Genomic DNA, 19104 nt, shown 5'->3' on the forward strand with positions numbered 1-19104 from the left:
CCCCCCGGTCCGCGCGCACCGAATAGCCGATGGTGCCAAAGCGCCCGATATCGCCCAGGTCGAGGATGGCCAGCAGCCCGAGGCGCGCAAAATGATCGGCCACGTCGCGCGCCATCAGGCCGATGGCGCCGAGATCCTGCATCAAGCCGATATTGGTCAGCAGCGAGAGCGACTCCACCAGGTTGGCGGGCACCTGCAGGCCGGCATCGAGGAACATGCGCTCGGCGGCCAGGCGCGCGGGAGATTCGTTCAGCGGGAGGATCCACGGATGCGCGGCCAGTTCAGCCAGGCGCAGGCCGGCGCTGATCGCCAGCGGGTTGTCGCGTGCCACCACCACGCACATCGCGGTGTCGTACAGCGCGGTATGCGTGAGCGCGAACATCCGCGCAAGCGGCAGATCGCTCTCCGGCAGGCGGCCGATGACCAGATCGAGCTCGCCAGTGGCAAGGGCGGGGAAGAGGCGGTCGGTTGGGGCTTCGCGCACCGTCACCAGGATGCCGGGGCGGCGGGTCTTCATCAGCGCGATGGTGCGCGGCAGCAGCCGGGCCGAGGCGGAGATCAGCGTGCCGACGATGACGTTGCCGGTGTCGCCCGAGCGGAAGCTGTTGAGCTCGTCGGTGAGGTAGCGCAGCTCGGCGATGACCGACTTCACGCGCTCGCCCAGCAGCAGGCCGTAGCTGGTGGGCACCACGCCGCGGTTGGTGCGCTCGAACAAGGGGACTTCGAGGTCTTCTTCCAGTTCCTGGATCGCCTTGGTGACGGCGGGCTGGGTCAGGCTCAGCTCACGCGCCGCCCGCACGATGGAGCCGGACTGCAGCACGCGATCGAAGATCAGCAGGGGCTTGAGCTTGAGGCGGCGCAGCATCACGTCGCTCAAGGTAACGGTGGGACGGCTGGACATGAGGCACATTGCTTTGACACGCCTGGTGGGGCGCAAGACCATGCGCCGATGATAGGGTGGGCACCGGTGCCGCCATATTGAGGTTTACCGCCGGCGTGGCGCGCGGGCCGCGCCGGTGTGCCTGTCGCCGCCGGTCGCCTACTCCGGCTGGATGCCGGCCGCTTCGATCACCGGCTTCCACTTCTTCTGGTCCTGCTTGATGCGCTGCGCGAATGCCTCGCGCGTCTCACCCAGCGGGATAATGCCGGCCTTCTCCAGGTGCGCGCGGAACTCCGGCTCGGCGATGATCTTCTTCGCCTCGGCGCCGATCTTGTCCACAATCTCGGGCGGCATCTTCGACGGGCCGACCAGGCCGTTCCACGTATCCACCTGATGGCCGGGATAGCTCTCGGCGATGGTGGGCAGCGACGGCAGCTGCGCCAGGCGCTTGTCGCTGGATACGGCGAGCAGGCTGAGCTTGCCGGTGCCCGCGTACGGCATCACCTCGGACACGCTGGCGCTGTACAGGTCGATCTGGCCAGCCAGCACGTCGGCCAGCGCCGGCGCGCCACCGCGGTACGGCACCATGGTGGCTTGCACGCCGGCGCGGCTCAGGAACAGCAGCGCGGAGAGCTGGGTCAGGCCGCCGTTGCCGGCGTGGCCTACGTTGAGCTTGCCGGGGTTCTCCTTGCCATAGCGCACCAGGTCCGCCACGGTCTTGAAGTTGTGCCGGGTGCTGGCGGCGAGAATGAAGGGGTTGCCCCCGACGTTGACGATCGGCACGAAGTCTCGCACCGGGTCGTAGCGGATCTTGTTGGTCATCGGGGCGGTGACGATCTGCGTCATCGTCGACATGAACAGCACATAGCCGTCGGCCGGTGCGCGCGCGACATACTCCGCTGCGATCAGGCCGCCCGCGCCACCGCGGTTGTCCACCACGAAGGGCTTGCCAAAGGTCCTGCCCAGGCGCTCCGCCAGCAAGCGCGCGATCATGTCAGTATTGCCACCGGGGGCGAACGGCACCACGATGGTGACCGCACGGGCGGGCCAGGGCTCCTGCGCGTGGACGGCCGCGGGCAGGGCAGCCGCGAAGGCCAGCGCCAGGCCTGCGGCGAGGCGGCCGCCGAGTTTGCCTGCAATGCGCTTGCATGTTTTCGCCGTGCTGGCGGTTTGTGTCGGCAGCGCAATTGGCAGCGCGAATGGCAGCGCGCCTGCTGCCTTTTGCGTCCATGTGCAGCGGACGCTGTGTGTCTTCATCATGTGTCTGCTCCGTGGTGATTGCCGGCGTTCTTCGCTGGGGGAAGCGCCGCGCGCATTGTTTTCGGAAATCTACTCGATGCGGCAGGCCTGTCCAAACGCGAGCCGGGGCAGCCGCGGGAACAGGCGCGCAGGGTCGCCGCGGCCGAGGTTGCACAGAAAGTTGACGCGCCAGCGGCCATCGGGGAAGAAGGCCTGGTTGACGGCCCCGGCGTCGAAGCCCGAGAGCGGCCCGCAGTCCAGCCCCAGCGCGCGGGCGGCCAGGATCAGGTAGCCGCCCTGCATGGAGCCGTTGCGCATCGCTGTTTCCTGCGACAACGATGCGTTGGCGGCGAACATCTCGTACATCGCCGGGCGATGCGGGAACAGGGCCTCGGCCAGCGCGTGGAACTGCGTGTCGTAAGCGACGATAGCGGTGACCGGCGCCTGCATGACCTTGTCCACATTGGCGGGCGCGAGCGCCGGCAAGAGCTTGGCCTTGGCCTCGGGCGAGCGCGCGAACACCAGCCGCATCGGGCAGCAGTTGGCGCTGGTCGGGCCTTGCCGCACGAGTTCGTACAGGCGCTCCAGCGTAGCGTCGTCAAGGTCGCCGTCCAGCCAGCCGTTGTGGCTGCGGGCCGCCATGAACAGCGTATCGAGCGTGGCGGTGTCGATCATGCGGCCTCCTCGTCGCGCCATGCGGTGGCGGTGATCTCCACGCGCATGTCCGGATGGGGCAGCGCGGCTACTGCCAGGCACGTGCGCGTGGGCACGGCGGCGGGGAAGTGGCGCGCGTAGGCGGCGTTGAAGGTGTCGTAGTCGGCCATGTCGATGAGGTAGCAGGTCATGGCCACGCAATCGGCCAGGCCCATGCCTTCGCTGGCGAGCGCGCGCTCGATCTTGCCCAGCACGCAATCGGTCTGCGCGGCAATGTCGTACACGCGCGTGCCGCCGGCGGCCACGCTGACGCCGGCGCAGCCATCGGCCGTGCGTGCGCTCATGCCGCTGACGTGCACATGCCGCCCGGCGCGTCGGCTGGCCATGTAGCGCGCCAGCGGTGGCGGGTCCTGCCGCATTGGCGCGTTCATGCTGGCAGCGCCACGCCGCGCAGTGCCGGCATGGCCGTGGCCATGGCTTGCGAGAGCTGCAGGGCGGCATCGGCCGCGAGCGGCACCAGCGGCGGGCGCATGTGGCGCCAGCCCGCATCGCCCGCTAGCAGCGACAAGGTGTGCTTGACGGCAGCCACCATCGGGAAGCGCTCCGCGGCCTTGCGCACCGAGGTGATGCTGTCGTTCAGGCGCGCGGCCTCGGTCACCGAGCCATAGGCCAGCGCGATATCGCGCGCGTTGATGTTGTTGGTGGCGGAGATGCAGCCGGCGGCGCCCAGCGCCAGGCTGCGCAGCATCAGGATTTCCGAGGCGGGGAAGATCGACAGCGCGGGGAAGCGCTCCAGCATCGCCACCACGTTGTCCCAGTCGCCGCTGCTGTCCTTCACGCCGGCGATCTGCGTGGGAAAGGCCGCCACCAGCCGCTCGATCAACGACAAGGTGATGGGCACGCCCGAGATGGCGGGAATGTGATACAGCACGACGCGCAGCGCGGGATCGTCCACGCGCTGGATCAGTTCGCGGTAGTAGGCGAACACGCCGTCCTCCTGCACGTTCTTGAAGAAGAACGGCGGCAGCACCAGCACGCCCGCGCAGCCTCGGTCGATGGCATGGCGGGTCAACGCCACGGCGTCGCCAATGGCGCAGCAGCCAGTGCCGACCAGCACGCGCTCACCCGGGATGCCGGCGTCGATCACGGCGTCGACCAGCGCCATGCGCTCCTCGAAGGTCTCCGAGCAGGCTTCGCTATTGGTGCCGGAAATCGCCACGCCGGCGCCGTCGGCCACCAGGCGCTGGCAGTGCGCAACGAAGGCCGGCAGGTTGATCGAGAGATCGTTGTTGAAGGGCGTGACCACGGGCGCGAACACGCCGCGCAGTTTGTCTGCTGCCATGGGAAAGTCTCCTGTCTTGTTGTTTGTTGTTCGCTGTTTCTGCTTGTTATTTCGAGGCGGGGCGTTGCGTGACCACGGATTCGATGAAGTCGCTCAGCGCATCGGCCAGCGCGGCGTCCGCGCTGCCCAGATGCGCCACCACGGAGGTATGGTTGTGGTGCGGCACCTGGATCACGCGCGGCGCGCGCCGCTGCGCCTCGGCGACGCGCGCGGCGTACTGCAGGGCGTAGAGGTCGAGGTAGGGATTCTCATGCTCGGCGAACACCACCATCAGCGGCGCCGTCAGCCGCTGCGCAAACGCCATCGGCGCGCGTTGCTGCTGCTGCGCGCTGTGCGCGCCGTAGTAGGCGATGACGCCGCCAGCGTTGGGGTTGTCCGGCAACGTGTCGGCTTGCAGGCGCGCGCTGACCAGCACCGCGCCAGCCACGCCCGCGGCCTCGCCGTCGAACAGCGGATCGCTCAATGCGCTGGCCACGTGGCTGCCGCCGGCCGAATGGCCGATGAGCACGATGCGCCGGGCGTCACCGCCGTAGGCGCCCACCGATGCGCGCAGCCATGCCAGTGCCGCCACCACATCTTGCGCGCCGGCGGGATAGGGCGCCTGCGGTGCAAGCCGGTATTCCAGGTTCACGCCAACATAGCCCAACCGTGCGAACAGGCGCGGCACGTTGGCGTAGATGTAGGGGCTGGCGTCCTTGTTGCCGCGCAGGAAGGCGCCGCCGTGCACGAACACCACCACGGGCAGCGCGCTGGCCGGCGTGACATCGGGCGGCAGGTAGAGATCGAGCTGCTGGCGCGGATCCCCGCCGTAGGCCAGGCCCGCCACGCGCCGCACGCCGTCGGCGGGCAGTGCCGCGTGGACGGCGTCATAGATCTCGCAGACCTGCTTGCGGTTGCCCTGGATATCGCGCGCCCAGTCACGCCCCAGCGCGCGCATGGCATCGCGCTGCGCGGGCGAGAGGCCTGGCAGGGCCGGGTCACTCAGCCGGCTCTGCGGACCCGGCGGGCTGGCACCCTGGCTCATGCCGCGTCTCCGGCTTGCGAGTCCGCGGGCCGGTCTTCGTCCTTGGCCGGTTGCTTGCCATGCTTGGCGGCGAGCATGGCGGCGGGCGGGGTCACCACGAAGTGCGCCAGGCGATGGCGGTCGAAGGATTCGAGGTTGCGCTCCCAGGTTTGCGGCTCGTGCTCGGTATCGGTGGCGATGCGCTCCATCTCGGTGTAGATCTCGACGTTGTTGCCGTCCGGGTCCTTGAACACCAGGAACCAGTTGCCGCCCGGCCCATGCTGGCCGATGCCGCGCTCGATCACCACGCCGTGGCTGCGCGCCACGTCCACCGCGCGCTTCATCTCGTCCAGAGACTCCACGTAGTAGGAGAAATGCTCCAGGCCGGGGCGCGTGTAGCGCGGCAGGTCGTCGCGCTCGGCGCTGTCCTCGGGCAGGCGCGAGAGCGCCAGGTCGTGGTGGTCCTCGCCGGCGCGCAGGAAGACCATCTGGTCGGCGATGCGGTCCGAGACCTTGAGGCCCATCACTTCCGTATAGAAGCGGGTGGATTGTTCCAGGTCGCGCACCATCAGCACCAGGTGGCCCAGCTTGCGGGTACGTATCGGGTTCATGCCAGTCTCCTCCAGGTCGCCATGGCGATGCGTGTGGGCGCAGTGTGCCTGCGCCGCGTGCGCATTGGCACGGCGGTGGTGTTCAACGCGCCGCCAGTGCTTCCAGCGCCACTGCGTTCTCGATCGAGCCAATGCCTTCGACCCAGGCCACCATGTTGTCGCCGGGTTTGAGGAACACGCCGCGTCCCATGCCGACGCCATCCGGCGTGCCGGTGGCGATCAGGTCACCCGGCTGCAGCGTCAGGATGCGCGACAGGTAGGCGATCTGCTCGGCCACCGAGAAGATCATCTGCGAGGTATTGCCGTCCTGCATGGTTTCACCGTTCACGGTTAGCGACATGCGCAGGTTCTGCGGGTCGGCGATGCAGCCCGCCGGCACCACCCACGGGCCCATGGGGCCGAAGGTATCGAAGCTCTTGCCGCGGAACCAGTCGTGGGTGAAGGGATAGTCGGTGCGGCGGTTGAGGTCGCGCGCGCTGATGTCGTTGAAGACGGTATAGCCGGCGATGACCGATAGCGCGTCTTCCACCGGAACGTGGCGGCAGCGCTGGCCGATCACCACGCCAAGTTCCACTTCCCAGTCGAGCTTGGCCGTTTCCGGCGGCATCAGCACGGTCGCGCCGGTGGGGATCACGCTGGTTTCCGCCTTCATGAAGGCATAAGGCTGGCTCTCGCTGCGAGCTGCCAGTTTGGTGCCCATCTCATCGGCATGGTCGTAGAAGTTCGACGCCACGCCAAAGATGCGGCCCGGCTGGTAAGGCACGGCGTAGGTGGCAGCCGCATCCACCGCGGCGAGCTTGCCGCTGGTTGCCAGTTGTGCGGCGCGGCCGGCCATGTCGGCCAGCAATGGTGCGTGGTGCGCCCACCGCGCAAACACCTGGTTCATGTCGCCGGGCAGGCTGGCGGGATCGATCTCGCAAGCACGTCCGAGTGCGGCCAGGTCATACAGGGTATCTGCGACTACCAGGCCGGCGCGCTTGTCGCCGGCGAGTTCATAGGTTGCGAGGCAGTGCCAGTTCACCTTGTCTCCTTGTCATTTGTGTTCAGGGTGACGGAAAGCACTGGGTTTCAATCGCCATGCATTTCCGTCTATGAGAATACTTTAAATGCTACGTGTATACACGTCAACGTCTTCGTGATAATTTTGTTCAACACCGCTTCCAGGCGGATTCGATGACGGAGGAGAAAAGAAGATGGCTAGCGGATTGCATGGCGAACAGCAGGTACTGGTATTGACGCGACTGGCGCTGGACGCCGCGTGGCTGGCGGCGCAGGCGCCGCGCTATCGCTTCGTGGCGTGGAACGAGGCCGGCGACGGCGCGCGTGCCATTGCGCGCGCCGTGCTGACCAATGGCTCGACCGGCTTGTCGGCCGCGGAGCTGGCGACGCTGCCGGCGCTGGAGCTGGTGGCAAGTTTCGGGGCTGGTTACGAGAACATCGACCTGGCCGCGGCAAGGGCGCGCGGCGTGCGCGTGTGTCATGCCCCCGACACCAATAGCCAGGTAGTGGCCGACCACGCGCTCACCCTGATGCTGGCGCTGTCGCGGGGGATTGCCGCGCTCGATCGCGGCGTCAAGTCCGGCCAGTGGGAAAGCCTGCGCGCGCCGCGTCCGGGCGTGCGCGGCAAGACGCTGGGCATCGTCGGGCTGGGCAATATCGGCGGCAAACTGGCCGTGCTGGCGCAGGCCATGGGCATGCAGGTGGCCTACCTGCGGCGCGGCGCGCCGGCCGCGGGGCACTACGCGCCGTATGCCGATCCGATCGCGCTGGCGGCCGCAAGCGATGTGCTCGCGCTGACCTGCCCGGGCGGCGCGGCCACGCATCATCTGGTCGACGCAGCGGTGCTGCGCGCGCTAGGGCCGCGCGGCCTGCTGGTGAACGTGGCGCGCGGCAGCGTGGTGGATACGGTAGCGCTGGTCGAGGCGCTGGCGCGCGGGGAAATCGCTGGTGCCGCGCTCGATGTCATCGAGACAGAGCCATTGGTGCCGGCGGCCTTGCGCGCGATGGACCAGGTCATTCTGACGCCGCACCTGGCCGGCCGCTCCCCGGAAACCCGGGTGGCGCAGCACACGGCGCTGGTGGGCAACCTGGATGGCTGGTTCCTGCATGGCGAGCCGGTGCATCCGGTGGCGTTGCCAGCCTGAACGCGTCCCCGCGGCGCGGGGACGCAAGTTGCGGCGGGGCGCTTACAGGCCTTCGCGATCCGCCTTGAGGTCCGGGTTGCGCAGCGCCGGGCCGCCGCCGCCGCTGTTGCCTTCCTTGGAAGCGCCGCCCCAGCCGTGATCGGTCAGGTCGATGATGATGTCGTGCGGGTCGCGGTATTTCACTTCATAGAAGATGTTGCCCTTGACCGGCACTTCGCCCATGTAATAGCGGCCACCCGCTTCCTCCACGGTCTTGCGCGCCTCGGCGATGTCGTCGACCCACACGCCGATGTGGTGCAGGCCGACGAAGTCCTTGCCGCGCTCTTCTCCGGCAGCCTCGTCGCTCTTGTAGTTCAACAGCGCAATGCTCATGGTCCCGTCCGTCAGGTAGACGCCGCGCGCCAGCGAGGAGTCGGTCTCGCCGACTTTGCGAAAACCGAATGCCTTTTGGTAGAACTCGGCCGCGGCCCAGGGATCGGGGACGGACAGGGCGATGTGGCGCAGTTTGCTGGTCATGTTTGTGCTCCTCGTTTGGCGATTGACTATCGGCACGGCGGAATTGCCGCTAGTCGATATGTATACACGTAATGATAAGTGTATTCAATAGATAATGATTGGAACATTTTTAGTGCCAATTGGCGAGGCGAAGGGCGTGCCGCGTATAATTGCGCCCATATCCGGGGCAATGGCTGCCTTGCGATGCCCCAAGCCGGGGGCTCGCCATGCCGAACGCTTCGATCAAGGACCAGGACACAAGGACAACAGTGACCACCATTGCCGCCCAAATCAGCCAGAAGCTTGCCGATGAAATCATCGCTGGCACCTTGCCGCCTGGCGAGAGGCTCGAGGAACCCGCGCTGGCGGAGCGCTTCCAGGTGTCGCGCACGCCGGTGCGCGAGGCGCTGCGCCTGCTGGACGCGCGCGGGCTGATCGAGCTCGTGCCGCGGCGCGGCGGCGTGGTGGCCAATGTGGGCGCCGCGCAGCTGGCCGACATGCTGGAAGCGCTGTGCGAGCTGGAATCCCTTTGCTGCCGCATTGCCACGCAGCGCATGAGCGCCATGCAGCGCCGCCAGCTGGAGCTGCTGCACGAGCAGACCGAGGCCGTGGGCGAGCGCCGCGATGCGCAGGCATACCTGGAGCTCAACCATCGCTTCCACCAGCTGATCTGCCAGGGCACGCAGAACGAGACGCTGATGGCCGCGGTCGAGAACCTGCGCGACCGGCTGGCACCGTTCCGTGCCGCGCAGTCCGGCGTGGAGCGCCGCTTCGAGACCTCGCACCGGGAGCACCAGAAGATTGTCGAGGCGATTCTCGCGGGCCAGCCGGAGGAGGCCTACCTGGCGATGCGCAGCCACACCACGCGCCTCACGCTCAATGTGATGGAGCTGATCGAGGCGCAGCGCGCCGACGGTGCGGCCAAGCGCAATTAGGCACACATCCAGGCCAGCACCAAAGGCAGCAGCAAGGGCGCACCGTATCGTGCGCCCTTTTTTATTCGAAACGGCCGCGCGCGGCCTTGCTTCAGAATTTATGCGTGATCCCCAGCCCGACGCCGGTAGCGGAGTCGCCCGGCTTCAGGCCGGGCACGGAATTGCCGGAGAGGTTGTAGCGCGCCGTCGCGTGGTTCACCAGACGCGTCCATGCCGCCCACAGTTCGGTCCGCTTCGACAGCGTGTACCCGTAGCCCAGCGAAACCTGCCAGGCGCCGGAATCCGTGCCCGGCAGGCCGATGCCGCCTACCGCCGCCGTGCTGCTGCCGTGGGCGTTGCCGCCCGAGGTGTACGACGCGCGGAACTCATGCGCGCCGATGGCATGCGTGGCCGCGACCTGCCAGGCATCGCGCCGCACCGATTGGCCCGGCGCAGGCTCGTAGGAGAGCCGTTCGTAGGCGCCGCGCAGCTTGGTGCCGCCAAAGGCGTACACCAGGCCGAGCCGGTCCGCGTGGTCGCGCGAGCCGCTGTAGAAGTAGTCGCCGTGATACTCATGCCCCCATGCCACGTACCAGCTCTTGTCCTCATAGGACAGCAGGCCGGACCAGGCGATCGGGTTGGTGGTGGGGGTGCGGTCCTCGGGCATCGACAGGGCCAGCCGTGCGGAGACGCCGCCCCAGTGCGGCGTGCTGTATTGCACCAGATTCTTCTGGCGCCGGTCGAACGATTCTGGCGCGGCGCCGTTGGCGGCCGTGGTGAAGCCGTTACCCATGATGGAGTTCGAGGCAAAAATACCCGCGGTAAACGGGTCCACCTTGTACACGGAGACGAAGCGCAGCGGCATTTCCCACTGCCCCATCAGGATCTGGCCCCACGGGCTGCGCAAGCCTACACCGGTATTGCGGTCGCCGATCTGTGACGTGCCGGTGCCATCCATGCGCAGGTTGGTCTCGATCTGGAAGAAGGCTTCCAGCCCGCCGCCGAGCGACTCGCGGCCGCGAAAGCCCAGCACTGACAGATCGTTCGACAGGCGCGACACCGAAGCGGTACGGCCGTTGCCCGCGAGCCGCACCTGTTCCACGTTTTCCTTGATGAAGCCGTAAATCTGCACGCTGTCGCTTTGCGCCCGGGCGAGTTCGGGAACAGCACCGGCAAGGGCGGCCAGCGCGGGCAGGGCGGCGAAGCGAGAGATGGCGCGCGCGGCGCGCCGGCCAGGGCAGGGCGTGGTCATGGTGTCTCCTTATTGTTGAGGTACAAATAATATCTATTTGTAAACATACTGTAATATGTGTATACACTTAGTGCGAAGTGAGTGCAAAAAAGTGAAAAGTGTGCGGTGAGGCGCATTGTTAGCGCGCAGCGGTATCGACGCGATGGCAGCGGCATGGCTGTGGCACGTGGGAAGAGAAAAGAAGGAGAAAAGAAAAAGAAAGGAGGGGGCAAGCAGGGGAGCAAGCGGGCAGATCAGCGCTTGCGCCGGACCCGAGCGAGTGTCATTCGCACTCGCCGGAGCGCTGGCGCAACGTGGGTTTTTTCAGCACGGACGAGGCTGTTTTCTCATCGCATGGAGGCGGTGCGGAGGCGCTCGTTCCGCGGTTCCTGGCCATAAATTAAAGGCATCCCGAAGGCGGAATATTTCATTTTCGCCGCATGCCAGCCCTCTCCATACTGCGGCTGAACACTGCGCAAGAAAGGCCCCGAGCAAGCGGGTCGCGCATGACCAGGGCACCGGCAAGTGCCAGCCGGCGCAGCCAGCGCACATGCACACATGCACACATGCACGTGCAGCGCGGCGGCCAACCACAAAAGAGGAAGAGGAGAGGAAATGAGAAGAGCTGACAAGGTGTCGTATGCCCGGGCCATGGTGTCCTGCGCGTTGGCAATGGGGGGCGCGCAGGTCTGTGCCGAGGAGTCCTGGGTCAGGCTGTCAGGCTTCGTCGACATCAGCGTGGAGCGCCTCGCACAGTCGGGCAAGGGGGGCTCGGTGTATCGCGTGTCCAGCGGCCAGTTGAGCTCGTCGCGGATCAACTTCAGCGGGCAGGAAGTGCTCAGCAGCGACCTGAAAGCCATCTTCACCTACGAGCCACAATTCTCGGCCGATACCGGCACTGCGACAGCGCAGGCGCGCCAGTCGTTTGTCGGTCTGCACAGCAACAATTTCGGCGTGCTGACCATGGGCCGCCAGAACACGCCGTCATACTGGATCGCCGGCTACGCCGACCCGAGCTTCTCAGCCGATTACAGCATGGTCAGCAACATGCAGTTCTTCTACGCGGCCTACCGCGTGGACAATTCGATCCAGTACAACACGCCGCGCTTCTACGGGTTCATGGGGCGCTTCATGGTGACCACCGGCCTGGAGGACACCACCCGGGCCGGCCGCTACCTCAGTACCGGCCTCGAGTACCGCGACGACAAGCTTTACGCGGGCATCGTCAGCGACCTGCGTTACACGCGCAATATCTACAACGCCGGCAGCGTGCCTTCGGCGCGCGACAACTACGCCTCGCTGGCCTACAAGTTCGGCGATTTCGAGCCGACGCTGGTTTACCACACCTACAACGGCTACTACGCGTATCCGCCCTATGCGGACTTCCAGTCCAAAGGCTGGGATATCCAGATCGGTGCGCGCTACAGGCTCAACCCGTCGAACCGTTTCTACGCCAGCTTCGTTCATCGCAAGGACGACAACAACACCAAGCTGTCGGACGCCAACGGCTTCGTGCTTGGCTACATCTACAGCCTGTCCAAGCGCAGCGAGATCTACGCCACGTACGCTCACGTGCAGCACAAGCATGACAGCCCGATCCGCTATCCGGTCACGTTCTCGGCCTCACCGACCAGCCAGCAGAACCCGTCCGGCATGGCCATCGGCATTCGCCACGCGTTTTGAGCGCTCGGCCCGGACATGGTGGCCGGGAACGCGCCGCAGTCCGCCGGCAATGATGCGGCGGTCCTGGTCCGGCGGGAGAGGAAATTGTTGATACAAAAGGAGGAAGCCATGCTTCGAATCAGAACGTTCAGATCAGTCTTGGCAACAGGGACAGCGTCAGCGGCCATATTCATGATGGCCTGCGCAAACGCGGACACGGTGCAGGCAACGGCGGCGCCTGTGGCCTCCGCAACGCTGGGAACGCCGGTGACACCGGTGACACCGGTAACGCAGATGACGCCGGGCACGCCCAATGTTCAGGATCCCTATCTCGCCGCCTGGCTGCGGCTGACGCCCGATCGCTCGCCCGCGCCGCTCAAGCCGGGTGTCGACTATGGGATGGATCCGGCCACGGGACAGTTCGTCTGGCCGAAAGCGACGCCCGAAGTGCACAAGGGGCAGCGCTTCCCGGGTGAAATGACCGCATGGGACAAGAAGAGCTTTGCCAAGAACGTCGAGGTTCTGGCCTTCTATCCCGCCGTTGGCTCACCCTTCCATGCCTGGAACAACATTGCCGACTTCGAGGGGCGCCGTTACCTCTACATTCATGACCGGGACTATCTGCGGATCATGGACATCACGGATCCCGCCCATGGCAAGGTGGTCTATTCCAAGGGCGGCGTCTGGGGACCGAAAGGCTCGAGTGAGAACTACGATCCGCGCACCGTCGACGACTACCTGGGCGGCGCGACCATTGCCTGGAGCAAGACACTGGGCAAGCCGGTGCTCGTCGCGTCGTTTGAAATCGGACGCTACGGCCTGATGACTGACAAGACCCAGCAGCCTGACCAGGTCGCGGCGCAGCGTCGCTACAATTCGCTGAAAGGGTTCAAGGTCTTCGCCATGGATGGCCCGCTGCCAAGTCAGTGGCGGTTGCTGGCAACCCGCACCACCGACTACAGGCACCCCGATGCGCCGGTCGGGCAACAGCAGGGGTCCGGATCGCTCGATTCGCCTGAATACCATGGCGGCAAGTACATGATCCTGGCGTCGGCGCCGGATGACACGTATGGCCTGACCGAGTACCCCAACTATCTTTACTCGCCCGGCTATCAGGTCTGGGACATGTCCGATCCCGCGAATCCGACCTTTGTTTCCCAGATCTCGGTGCCGGGGCAAATCCTTGGTAACGAAGCCCACGAGCAGGCTTATCTGATGAATCAACGGGCTGGCAACCGTACCTCGTGGATGGGAGCGCGCATTCCGATCTTCCTGCCCAAGCCATTGGAGGACGGCGGCAAGATCGGCTTCGGCGCGATGGGTGGCCTCGGTCTTTATTCGTTCGACCTTTCCGACCCGGCAAAGCCGAAGGTGCTCGGCAACGTCAATACGCCGCCCAGCTTTGCCGGTACCGAGTACGACAACGCCGATGTCAGCCAGTACGCGCGCACGGGCTATGTCCTGACCGGCGGCTATCCGATGAACCGCGATTGCTATGAGCCATACAAGGACATCTTCGTCGTCGACGCACGCGATCCGTCTCACTTGAAGGTGGCCGGAAAACTGCCGCAGCCGCAGGTGCCGCAGGGGGCGTCATTCACGAGCTTCTGCCAGCGTGGCGGCAACTTCGGCCCGAAGCGCGCGAACTCCATCGGCCAGCCCGGCCAATGGCGCCAAGGCATCGTTCCCTATTCTTTCTACAATGCCGGCGTGCAGATTTTTGACGTCAGCCATCCGGAAAAGGCGACGATCGCTGGCTATTTCGTGCCCGCGCTGGCGGACGAGACGGAGTTGCCGAATTACACGCTCGGCAAAGGCGTGTTCGCGATCTACACCGAGTACGACCGCAATATCATCTGGGCCTTCACCGAGAACGGCGCCTACGCGTTGTCAACGCCCCTGCTTGGCAAGCCGGTCCTGGGCGCGTCCGCTACGCCCTGGCCGCCGCGCAAAGTTGCCGCGCGGGCGCGATAGCGGGGTCAAGCGATGGAAAAAGGGACGCCGCGGCGTCCCTTTTTCGTCGGATCAATGAAGCTGCCCGCAATCAGCCGGCCGCTTTCTCCTCCTGGTGGTAGCGCGTGGCGCGTTCCACTTCGTTCTTCGAGCCGAGGATCACCGACACGCGCTGGTGCAGCTTTTCCGGCTGGATGTCGAGAATGCGCTCATGGCCGTTGGTGGCCGCGCCGCCGGCCTGCTCGACCAGCATCGCCATGGGGTTGGCTTCGTACATCAGGCGCAGCTTGCCGGGTTTTTCCGGTTCGCGCTTGTCCCACGGGTACATGAAGATGCCGCCGCGCGTGAGGATGCGGTGTACGTCGGCCACCATCGAGGCGATCCAGCGCATGTTGAAGTTCTTGCCGCGCGGGCCCTCGTCGCCGGCCAGACATTCGTCGATATAGCGGCGCACGGGCGGGGCCCAGTGGCGCATGTTGGACATGTTGATCGCGAATTCCTTGGTGTCTTCCGGGATCTTCACGTCGGACTGCGTCAGCACGAAGCTGCCGGCCTCGCGGTCCAGCGTGAACATTTGCACGCCGTTGCCGACCGTCAGCACCAGCGTGGTCTGCGGGCCGTACACGGCGTAGCCGGCGGCGACCTGGCGGCTGCCGGGCTGCATGAAGTCGGTTTCGGTGACGGTCTGGCCCGGCTTGGGCATGTGCAGCACCGAGAAGATGGTGCCGATCGACACGTTCACGTCGATGTTGGACGAGCCGTCGAGCGGGTCGAACAGCAGCAGGTATTCGCCCTTGGGATAGCGGTTCGGGATCTCGTAGAAGCTGTCCATTTCCTCGGACGCCATGGCGGCGAGGTGGCCGCCCCATTCGTTGGCGTCGAGCAGGACTTCGTTGGCGATCACGTCCAGCTTTTGCTGGGTCTCGCCTTGCACGTTGCCGGTGCCGGCCGAGCCGAGGATGCCGGCGAGGGCGCCCTTGCTCACGGAGTTGGAAATGGCCTTGCAGGCGCGCGCCACCACTTCGATCAGGAGCCGCAGTTCGGGCTCGATCGTGTTGTGCTTGCGCTGCTCCTCGACCAGGTAGCGGGTGAGGCTGATGCGACTCATGGGGATTCTCCTTGAATGGCCGCAATTCTACATGGGCGCCAGCCCGCCAGGCCAATGCCACCGGCCCGTGGGGTACTGTCGGCGGGGGGGGGGGGGGGGGGGCCCCCCACCCGCCCCCCGGCCAGCCCGGCGCAGCCTTACGGCGCCAGCGCCTTGCTCACGATCTCGCGCACATCGCGGGACAGGTCGCTGGCCGCCGCCACCTGCTCCAGCGCGGCGCGCATGCGGTCGCGCAGCGGCAGGGCGTACTTCTGCCAGCGATCCATCACCCGCGCCAGGCGTGACGCCACTTGCGGGTTGATGGCGTCCAGCGCCAGCACCTGCTCGGCCCAGAAGGCGTAGCCCGAGCCATCCTCGGCGTGGAACTGCGCCGGGTTGGCCGCGCAGAAGCTGAAGATCAGCGAGCGCGCGCGGTTGGGGTTGCGCAGGTTGAAGGCGGGATGCTGCATCAGCGCGCGCACCGTGTCGATGGTGTGCTTGCCTTTGTGGCCGGCGCTTTGCGGCCCCACGGTACCGCGCTGCGTGCCTTGCAGCGAGAACCATTTGTCGATCACCAGCGGGTCTTGCTCGAAGCGCTGGTAGAAATCGGCCAGCGCGGCCTCGCGGCCGGGGGCAAAGGTGTTGACCATGGCGCTGAGCGCGGCGAAGCGGTCCGTCATGTTGTCGGCGGCCTTGTATTGCGCTTCGGCCAGCGCCTGCATGGCGGCGTCGCCGCTGTCGGCCAGGTAGCCCAGCGCCAGGTTGCGCAGCGCGCGCTTGCCGGCGGACACCGCGTCGGGGCTGTAGGCGAGCGGCGTGGCATTGGCCTCGAACGCGGCCAGCCAGTCGGCCTTGAGCGCGCGCGCCAGCGCTTCGCGCATGAACTGGCGGGCGCGGTGGATGGCGGCCGGATCGGCCACGCCCATGCGCTCGGCGAGGTAAGCCTCGGCCGGCAGCGTCAGGGCCTGCTCGCGGAAGGCGGGGCTGAGCTGCTGGTCGTTGAGCACGGTGCGCAGCGCGGCCACCAGCGCCGGGTCGAGCCGGAGCTCGCGGCCGGCCTGGCCCTGGGCCACCAGTTGCAGCAACGCGCGCGTGGTCAGGCGCTGGCCGGCCTCCCAGCGGTTGAACGGATCGCTGTCGTGCGCGAGCAGGAAGGTCAGCTGCGCTTCGCTGTACTCGGCGTCGATGATGACCGGCGCGGAGAAGTCGCGCAGCAGCGACGCCAGCGGCGGCTCGGCGCCGCGCGGCAGGTTGATGAAGCGGAAGGTCTGCTCGGCCTCGGTGAAATCCAGCACGCGCGTGGTGGCGCCGGGCTGGCTTTCGCCTTCGAGCTGCAGCGCAAGGTCGGCGCCGCTGGCGTCGATCAGGCCCAGTGCGAAGGGGATATGGAAGGGCAGCTTGTCCGGCGTGCCGGGGCGCGTCTCGATGCCGACCTTGGGACTCGTTTGCGACAGCGTCAGCGCCAGGGTGCCGGTGGCCGCATCCCACGCGGTGCGCACCGCGACCACCGGCGTGCCGGCCTGGCTGTACCAGCGGCCGAACTGCGTCAGGTCGCGGCCGTTGGCGTCGGCCATGGCGGCGCGGAAGTCGTCGCAGGTCACGGCCTGGCCGTCGTGGCGCTGGAAGTACAGGTCCATGCCCTTGCGAAAACCATCGCGGCCTAGCAGGGTCTGGTACATGCGCACGACCTCGGCGCCTTTCTCGTACACCGTCACGGTGTAGAAGTTGTTGATTTCCTCGTAGCTGTCGGGGCGCACCGGGTGCGCCATGGGGCCGGCATCTTCGGGGAACTGTACCTGGCGCAGCATGCGCACGTCCTCGATGCGCTTGACCGCGCGCCCGGATTCGGAGCCCATCATGTCGGCCGAGAATTCCTGGTCGCGGAACACCGTCAGGCCTTCCTTGAGCGAGAGCTGGAACCAGTCGCGGCAGGTCACGCGGTTGCCGGTCCAGTTGTGGAAGTACTCATGCCCGACCACGGATTCGATGTTGCCGAAATCGGCATCGGTGGCGGTCTCGGCATTGGCCAGCACGTACTTGGTGTTGAAGATGTTGAGGCCCTTGTTCTCCATCGCGCCCATGTTGAAATCGCCCACGGCGACGATCATGAAGCGGTCGAGGTCCAGCTCCAGGCCAAAGCGCTGTTCGTCCCAGCGGATCGAGTGGATCAGCGAATCCATGGCATGGCGCGTCTTGGGCAGGTCCTGCGGCTCCACCCAGACCTGCAGCAATTTCTCCTGGCCGGAGGCGGACTGGATCCGTTCCTCGATGCATTCCAGCTTGCCGGCCACCAGCGCGAACAGGTAGGCAGGCTTCTTGAACGGGTCTTCCCAGATGGCCTCGTGGCGGCCGTCGGGCAGCTCGCGCTCGCTGATCAGGTTGCCGTTGGACAGCAGCACCGGGTAGGCCGCGCGCTGTGCGCGCAGCGTGACCCGGAAGGTCGACATCACGTCGGGGCGGTCCAGGTAATAGGTAATCTTGCGGAAGCCCTCGGCTTCGCACTGGGTAAAGAAGTTGCCATTGGAAACGTAGAGGCCGGACAGCGACGTGTTGGCGGCCGGCTGGCAGGCGGTGACGATTTCCAGCGTGCCTTGCGCGGGCAGCTCGGGCAGCGTCAGGCTGTCGGGCGTCTGCTGCGCGCCTTCCAGCGGCTTGCCGTCGAGGCGAACCCCGAGCAGCTCCAGTGCCTCGCCCGCCAGCACCAGCGGGCCGGGCGCCTGGCGCGTGAAGCGCAGGATACTGGTGACCACCGTGCGCGCCGGGTCGAGCTCGAGGGTGAGGTCGACGTGCTCAAAAGCGAAGGCCGGCGGAGTATAGTCTTTGCGATGGACGGTAACGGGCGTGTCGGTGCGCAGCATGAAGGAATCCTGTCCTCTGGGGGCCACCTGGGGCGGCATGGTCGCCATGGTCACGGCAGGCGGGCAGGGTGGGAGCCGCTGCCGGGCCGCGTGCCACGGCACTGAAGAACCCATTGTAGCCAAGCGCGGGCGCCCCGGCTCGGGCGCGCGGCGCTGGTGGCCGACCGGGACGGAATTCCGCCGGCCCGGCACGGTCAGAGTCACACAATGGACAACGAATCGATGAGAGGCATGATGCCAAAACGATGGCTGGCAACGCTCGGGAAGCTGGCGAACCTCGGTCAGGATCGGGGCCGGATAGCCGGCGAAGGCTGGCGCGGTGGCCGCCTGATGGCGGGCGCGGCGCTGCTCGGCGTGGCGCTGCTGTCCGGCTGCGCCAGCACCGTCACCACCGAGGTGACGGCCTTTCGCCAGGGCGACTGGCAGAACGATCCGCCGCGCACCTATGCCTTCGATCGCACCAGCGGCCAGGAGCCGCAGCTCGAGGACCAGACCTATGAGCAGTGGCTGGCGCAGGCGCTCTCCGGAATCGGCTTCGAGCAGGTGGCCCGGCCGCAGGCGCATTACCTGGTCAGCATGGAATACGACAGCAACTCGCGGCTGATGCGGATCCAGGAGACCAGCTACGTCGACCCATGGTCCCCCGGCCCTTACTGGGGGCCGTATTATCGCCCCTGGGGCCCGTACGGCTGGGGTGGCCCGGGTTACTGGCCGCCGGTGACCACGGTGCGCGATGTGCCGGTCACCCAGTCCACGCTGCGCGTGTTCTTCAAGGATGCCGCCAGCGGCCGCCGGGTCTACCAGGTCACGGCGAACCACCGCGCGGAGGGGTCGTCCCTGCAGGCGGCGATGCCTTACCTGATCCGCAGCGCCTTCGTGCAGTTCCCGGCGGACAGTGGCCGGCCAAGGCGGGTGACATTGCCGCTGGACCCGAATGACAAGTAGCAGGTGGCAAGCCACATGCAAGGCACAAGCAAGGCATTGCCTGTGCGGTGGTAAAAACTGAATTGCCCGGCGAAAAGCCTTGAATC

The 19104-nt window shown here is 66.5% G+C and carries 17 protein-coding genes; 5 read left to right on the forward strand and 12 right to left on the reverse strand.

Annotated features, from left to right (window positions below):
* The 8 genes from AC1RWI_RS26480 to AC1RWI_RS26515 form a co-directional block, all read right to left on the reverse strand.
* Positions 1-901, reverse strand: a 901-nt coding sequence (locus tag AC1RWI_RS26480) for a LysR substrate-binding domain-containing protein (RefSeq protein WP_492869785.1), incomplete at its 3' end; no start/stop codon positions are given.
* Positions 902-1039: 138 nt separating this feature from the next.
* The gene (locus tag AC1RWI_RS26485) at positions 1040-2140 is read right to left on the reverse strand and encodes a Bug family tripartite tricarboxylate transporter substrate binding protein (RefSeq protein WP_492869786.1); all 1101 of its coding nucleotides are present in this window, start codon (positions 2138-2140) and stop codon (positions 1040-1042) included.
* A gap of 69 nt (positions 2141-2209) precedes the next feature.
* Positions 2210-2794, reverse strand: a complete 585-nt coding sequence (locus AC1RWI_RS26490; protein WP_043344631.1) for a malonic semialdehyde reductase — start codon at positions 2792-2794, stop codon at positions 2210-2212.
* A complete protein-coding gene (locus AC1RWI_RS26495) occupies positions 2791-3204 on the reverse strand; it encodes a RidA family protein (protein WP_492869787.1) in 414 nt (137 codons plus the stop codon). The genes AC1RWI_RS26490 and AC1RWI_RS26495 overlap by 4 nt, the downstream gene beginning before the upstream one ends.
* A complete protein-coding gene (locus AC1RWI_RS26500; protein WP_492869788.1) occupies positions 3201-4115 on the reverse strand; it encodes a dihydrodipicolinate synthase family protein in 915 nt (304 codons plus the stop codon). Before AC1RWI_RS26500 ends, AC1RWI_RS26495 begins: the two co-directional genes overlap by 4 nt.
* Positions 4116-4161: 46 nt before the next feature.
* Entirely contained in the window at positions 4162-5139 is a 978-nt protein-coding gene (locus AC1RWI_RS26505; RefSeq protein ID WP_492869789.1) for an alpha/beta hydrolase fold domain-containing protein, read from the reverse strand.
* Complete coding sequence (locus AC1RWI_RS26510; protein WP_492869790.1) at positions 5136-5729, reverse strand: VOC family protein; 594 nt, start codon at positions 5727-5729, stop codon at positions 5136-5138. The genes AC1RWI_RS26505 and AC1RWI_RS26510 overlap by 4 nt, the downstream gene beginning before the upstream one ends.
* An 82-nt stretch (positions 5730-5811) precedes the next feature.
* On the reverse strand, positions 5812-6750 hold the full coding sequence (locus AC1RWI_RS26515) for a fumarylacetoacetate hydrolase family protein (RefSeq protein WP_492869791.1): 939 nt from the start codon (positions 6748-6750) through the stop codon (positions 5812-5814).
* A gap of 172 nt (positions 6751-6922) precedes the next feature.
* Here AC1RWI_RS26515 and AC1RWI_RS26520 point away from each other — a divergent pair, with 172 nt between their 5' ends.
* Positions 6923-7873 carry a 2-hydroxyacid dehydrogenase gene (locus AC1RWI_RS26520; protein WP_043344636.1) on the forward strand — a complete coding sequence of 317 codons (951 nt, stop codon included), beginning with the start codon at positions 6923-6925 and terminating at the stop codon, positions 7871-7873.
* A gap of 42 nt (positions 7874-7915) precedes the next feature.
* On the opposite strand, the gene AC1RWI_RS26525 is transcribed toward AC1RWI_RS26520, so the two are convergent.
* Positions 7916-8389, reverse strand: coding sequence for a VOC family protein (locus tag AC1RWI_RS26525; protein ID WP_043344637.1), 474 nt, complete (start codon positions 8387-8389; stop codon positions 7916-7918).
* 206 nt (positions 8390-8595) lie between these two features.
* On the opposite strand from AC1RWI_RS26525, the gene AC1RWI_RS26530 reads away from it, so the two are divergent.
* Positions 8596-9303 (forward strand): GntR family transcriptional regulator, encoded by a 708-nt coding sequence (locus tag AC1RWI_RS26530; protein ID WP_236701984.1) that lies wholly within the window; start codon positions 8596-8598, stop codon positions 9301-9303.
* Positions 9304-9394: 91 nt separating this feature from the next.
* Here the strand turns inward: AC1RWI_RS26530 and AC1RWI_RS26535 are convergent, their stop codons facing one another.
* On the reverse strand, positions 9395-10534 hold the full coding sequence (locus tag AC1RWI_RS26535) for a porin (protein ID WP_492869792.1): 1140 nt from the start codon (positions 10532-10534) through the stop codon (positions 9395-9397).
* 594 nt (positions 10535-11128) lie between these two features.
* Between AC1RWI_RS26535 and AC1RWI_RS26540 the strand changes: the two genes are divergently transcribed.
* Both AC1RWI_RS26540 and AC1RWI_RS26545 read left to right on the forward strand, forming a co-directional pair.
* Complete coding sequence (locus AC1RWI_RS26540) at positions 11129-12196, forward strand: porin (protein ID WP_236701985.1); 1068 nt, start codon at positions 11129-11131, stop codon at positions 12194-12196.
* Between the two features lie 171 nt (positions 12197-12367).
* Positions 12368-14149, forward strand: coding sequence for an LVIVD repeat-containing protein (locus AC1RWI_RS26545; protein WP_492869793.1), 1782 nt, complete (start codon positions 12368-12370; stop codon positions 14147-14149).
* Positions 14150-14219: 70 nt separating this feature from the next.
* On the opposite strand, the gene AC1RWI_RS26550 is transcribed toward AC1RWI_RS26545, so the two are convergent.
* Together AC1RWI_RS26550 and pepN are read right to left on the reverse strand one after the other, a co-directional pair.
* Entirely contained in the window at positions 14220-15236 is a 1017-nt protein-coding gene (locus AC1RWI_RS26550) for a class 1 fructose-bisphosphatase (protein WP_043344640.1), read from the reverse strand.
* 137 nt (positions 15237-15373) lie between these two features.
* The gene (gene pepN / locus AC1RWI_RS26555) at positions 15374-18073 is read right to left on the reverse strand and encodes an aminopeptidase N (protein WP_492869794.1); all 2700 of its coding nucleotides are present in this window, start codon (positions 18071-18073) and stop codon (positions 15374-15376) included.
* 330 nt (positions 18074-18403) lie between these two features.
* Between pepN and AC1RWI_RS26560 the strand changes: the two genes are divergently transcribed.
* Positions 18404-19018 carry a DUF4136 domain-containing protein gene (locus tag AC1RWI_RS26560; RefSeq protein WP_492869800.1) on the forward strand — a complete coding sequence of 205 codons (615 nt, stop codon included), beginning with the start codon at positions 18404-18406 and terminating at the stop codon, positions 19016-19018.
* Positions 19019-19104: the final 86 nt, after the last annotated feature.

It is taken from the genome of Cupriavidus sp. MPR-AND1C (assembly GCF_058809705.1).

Excerpts from the sequence above, each read along its gene's own strand:
- AC1RWI_RS26485 (WP_492869786.1), bottom strand. The coding sequence starts at position 2,140 with ATGATGAAGACACACAGCGTCCGCTGCACATGGACGCAAAAGGCAGCA.
- AC1RWI_RS26490 (WP_043344631.1), bottom strand. The coding sequence starts at position 2,794 with ATGATCGACACCGCCACGCTCGATACGCTGTTCATGGCGGCCCGCAGC.
- AC1RWI_RS26495 (WP_492869787.1), bottom strand. The coding sequence starts at position 3,204 with ATGAACGCGCCAATGCGGCAGGACCCGCCACCGCTGGCGCGCTACATG.
- AC1RWI_RS26500 (WP_492869788.1), bottom strand. The coding sequence starts at position 4,115 with ATGGCAGCAGACAAACTGCGCGGCGTGTTCGCGCCCGTGGTCACGCCC.
- AC1RWI_RS26505 (WP_492869789.1), bottom strand. The coding sequence starts at position 5,139 with ATGAGCCAGGGTGCCAGCCCGCCGGGTCCGCAGAGCCGGCTGAGTGAC.
- AC1RWI_RS26510 (WP_492869790.1), bottom strand. The coding sequence starts at position 5,729 with ATGAACCCGATACGTACCCGCAAGCTGGGCCACCTGGTGCTGATGGTG.
- AC1RWI_RS26520 (WP_043344636.1), top strand. The coding sequence starts at position 6,923 with ATGGCTAGCGGATTGCATGGCGAACAGCAGGTACTGGTATTGACGCGA.
- AC1RWI_RS26525 (WP_043344637.1), bottom strand. The coding sequence starts at position 8,389 with ATGACCAGCAAACTGCGCCACATCGCCCTGTCCGTCCCCGATCCCTGG.
- AC1RWI_RS26530 (WP_236701984.1), top strand. The coding sequence starts at position 8,596 with ATGCCGAACGCTTCGATCAAGGACCAGGACACAAGGACAACAGTGACC.
- AC1RWI_RS26535 (WP_492869792.1), bottom strand. The coding sequence starts at position 10,534 with ATGACCACGCCCTGCCCTGGCCGGCGCGCCGCGCGCGCCATCTCTCGC.
- AC1RWI_RS26540 (WP_236701985.1), top strand. The coding sequence starts at position 11,129 with ATGAGAAGAGCTGACAAGGTGTCGTATGCCCGGGCCATGGTGTCCTGC.
- AC1RWI_RS26545 (WP_492869793.1), top strand. The coding sequence starts at position 12,368 with ATGATGGCCTGCGCAAACGCGGACACGGTGCAGGCAACGGCGGCGCCT.
- AC1RWI_RS26550 (WP_043344640.1), bottom strand. The coding sequence starts at position 15,236 with ATGAGTCGCATCAGCCTCACCCGCTACCTGGTCGAGGAGCAGCGCAAG.
- pepN (WP_492869794.1), bottom strand. The coding sequence starts at position 18,073 with ATGCTGCGCACCGACACGCCCGTTACCGTCCATCGCAAAGACTATACT.
- AC1RWI_RS26560 (WP_492869800.1), top strand. The coding sequence starts at position 18,404 with ATGGCGGGCGCGGCGCTGCTCGGCGTGGCGCTGCTGTCCGGCTGCGCC.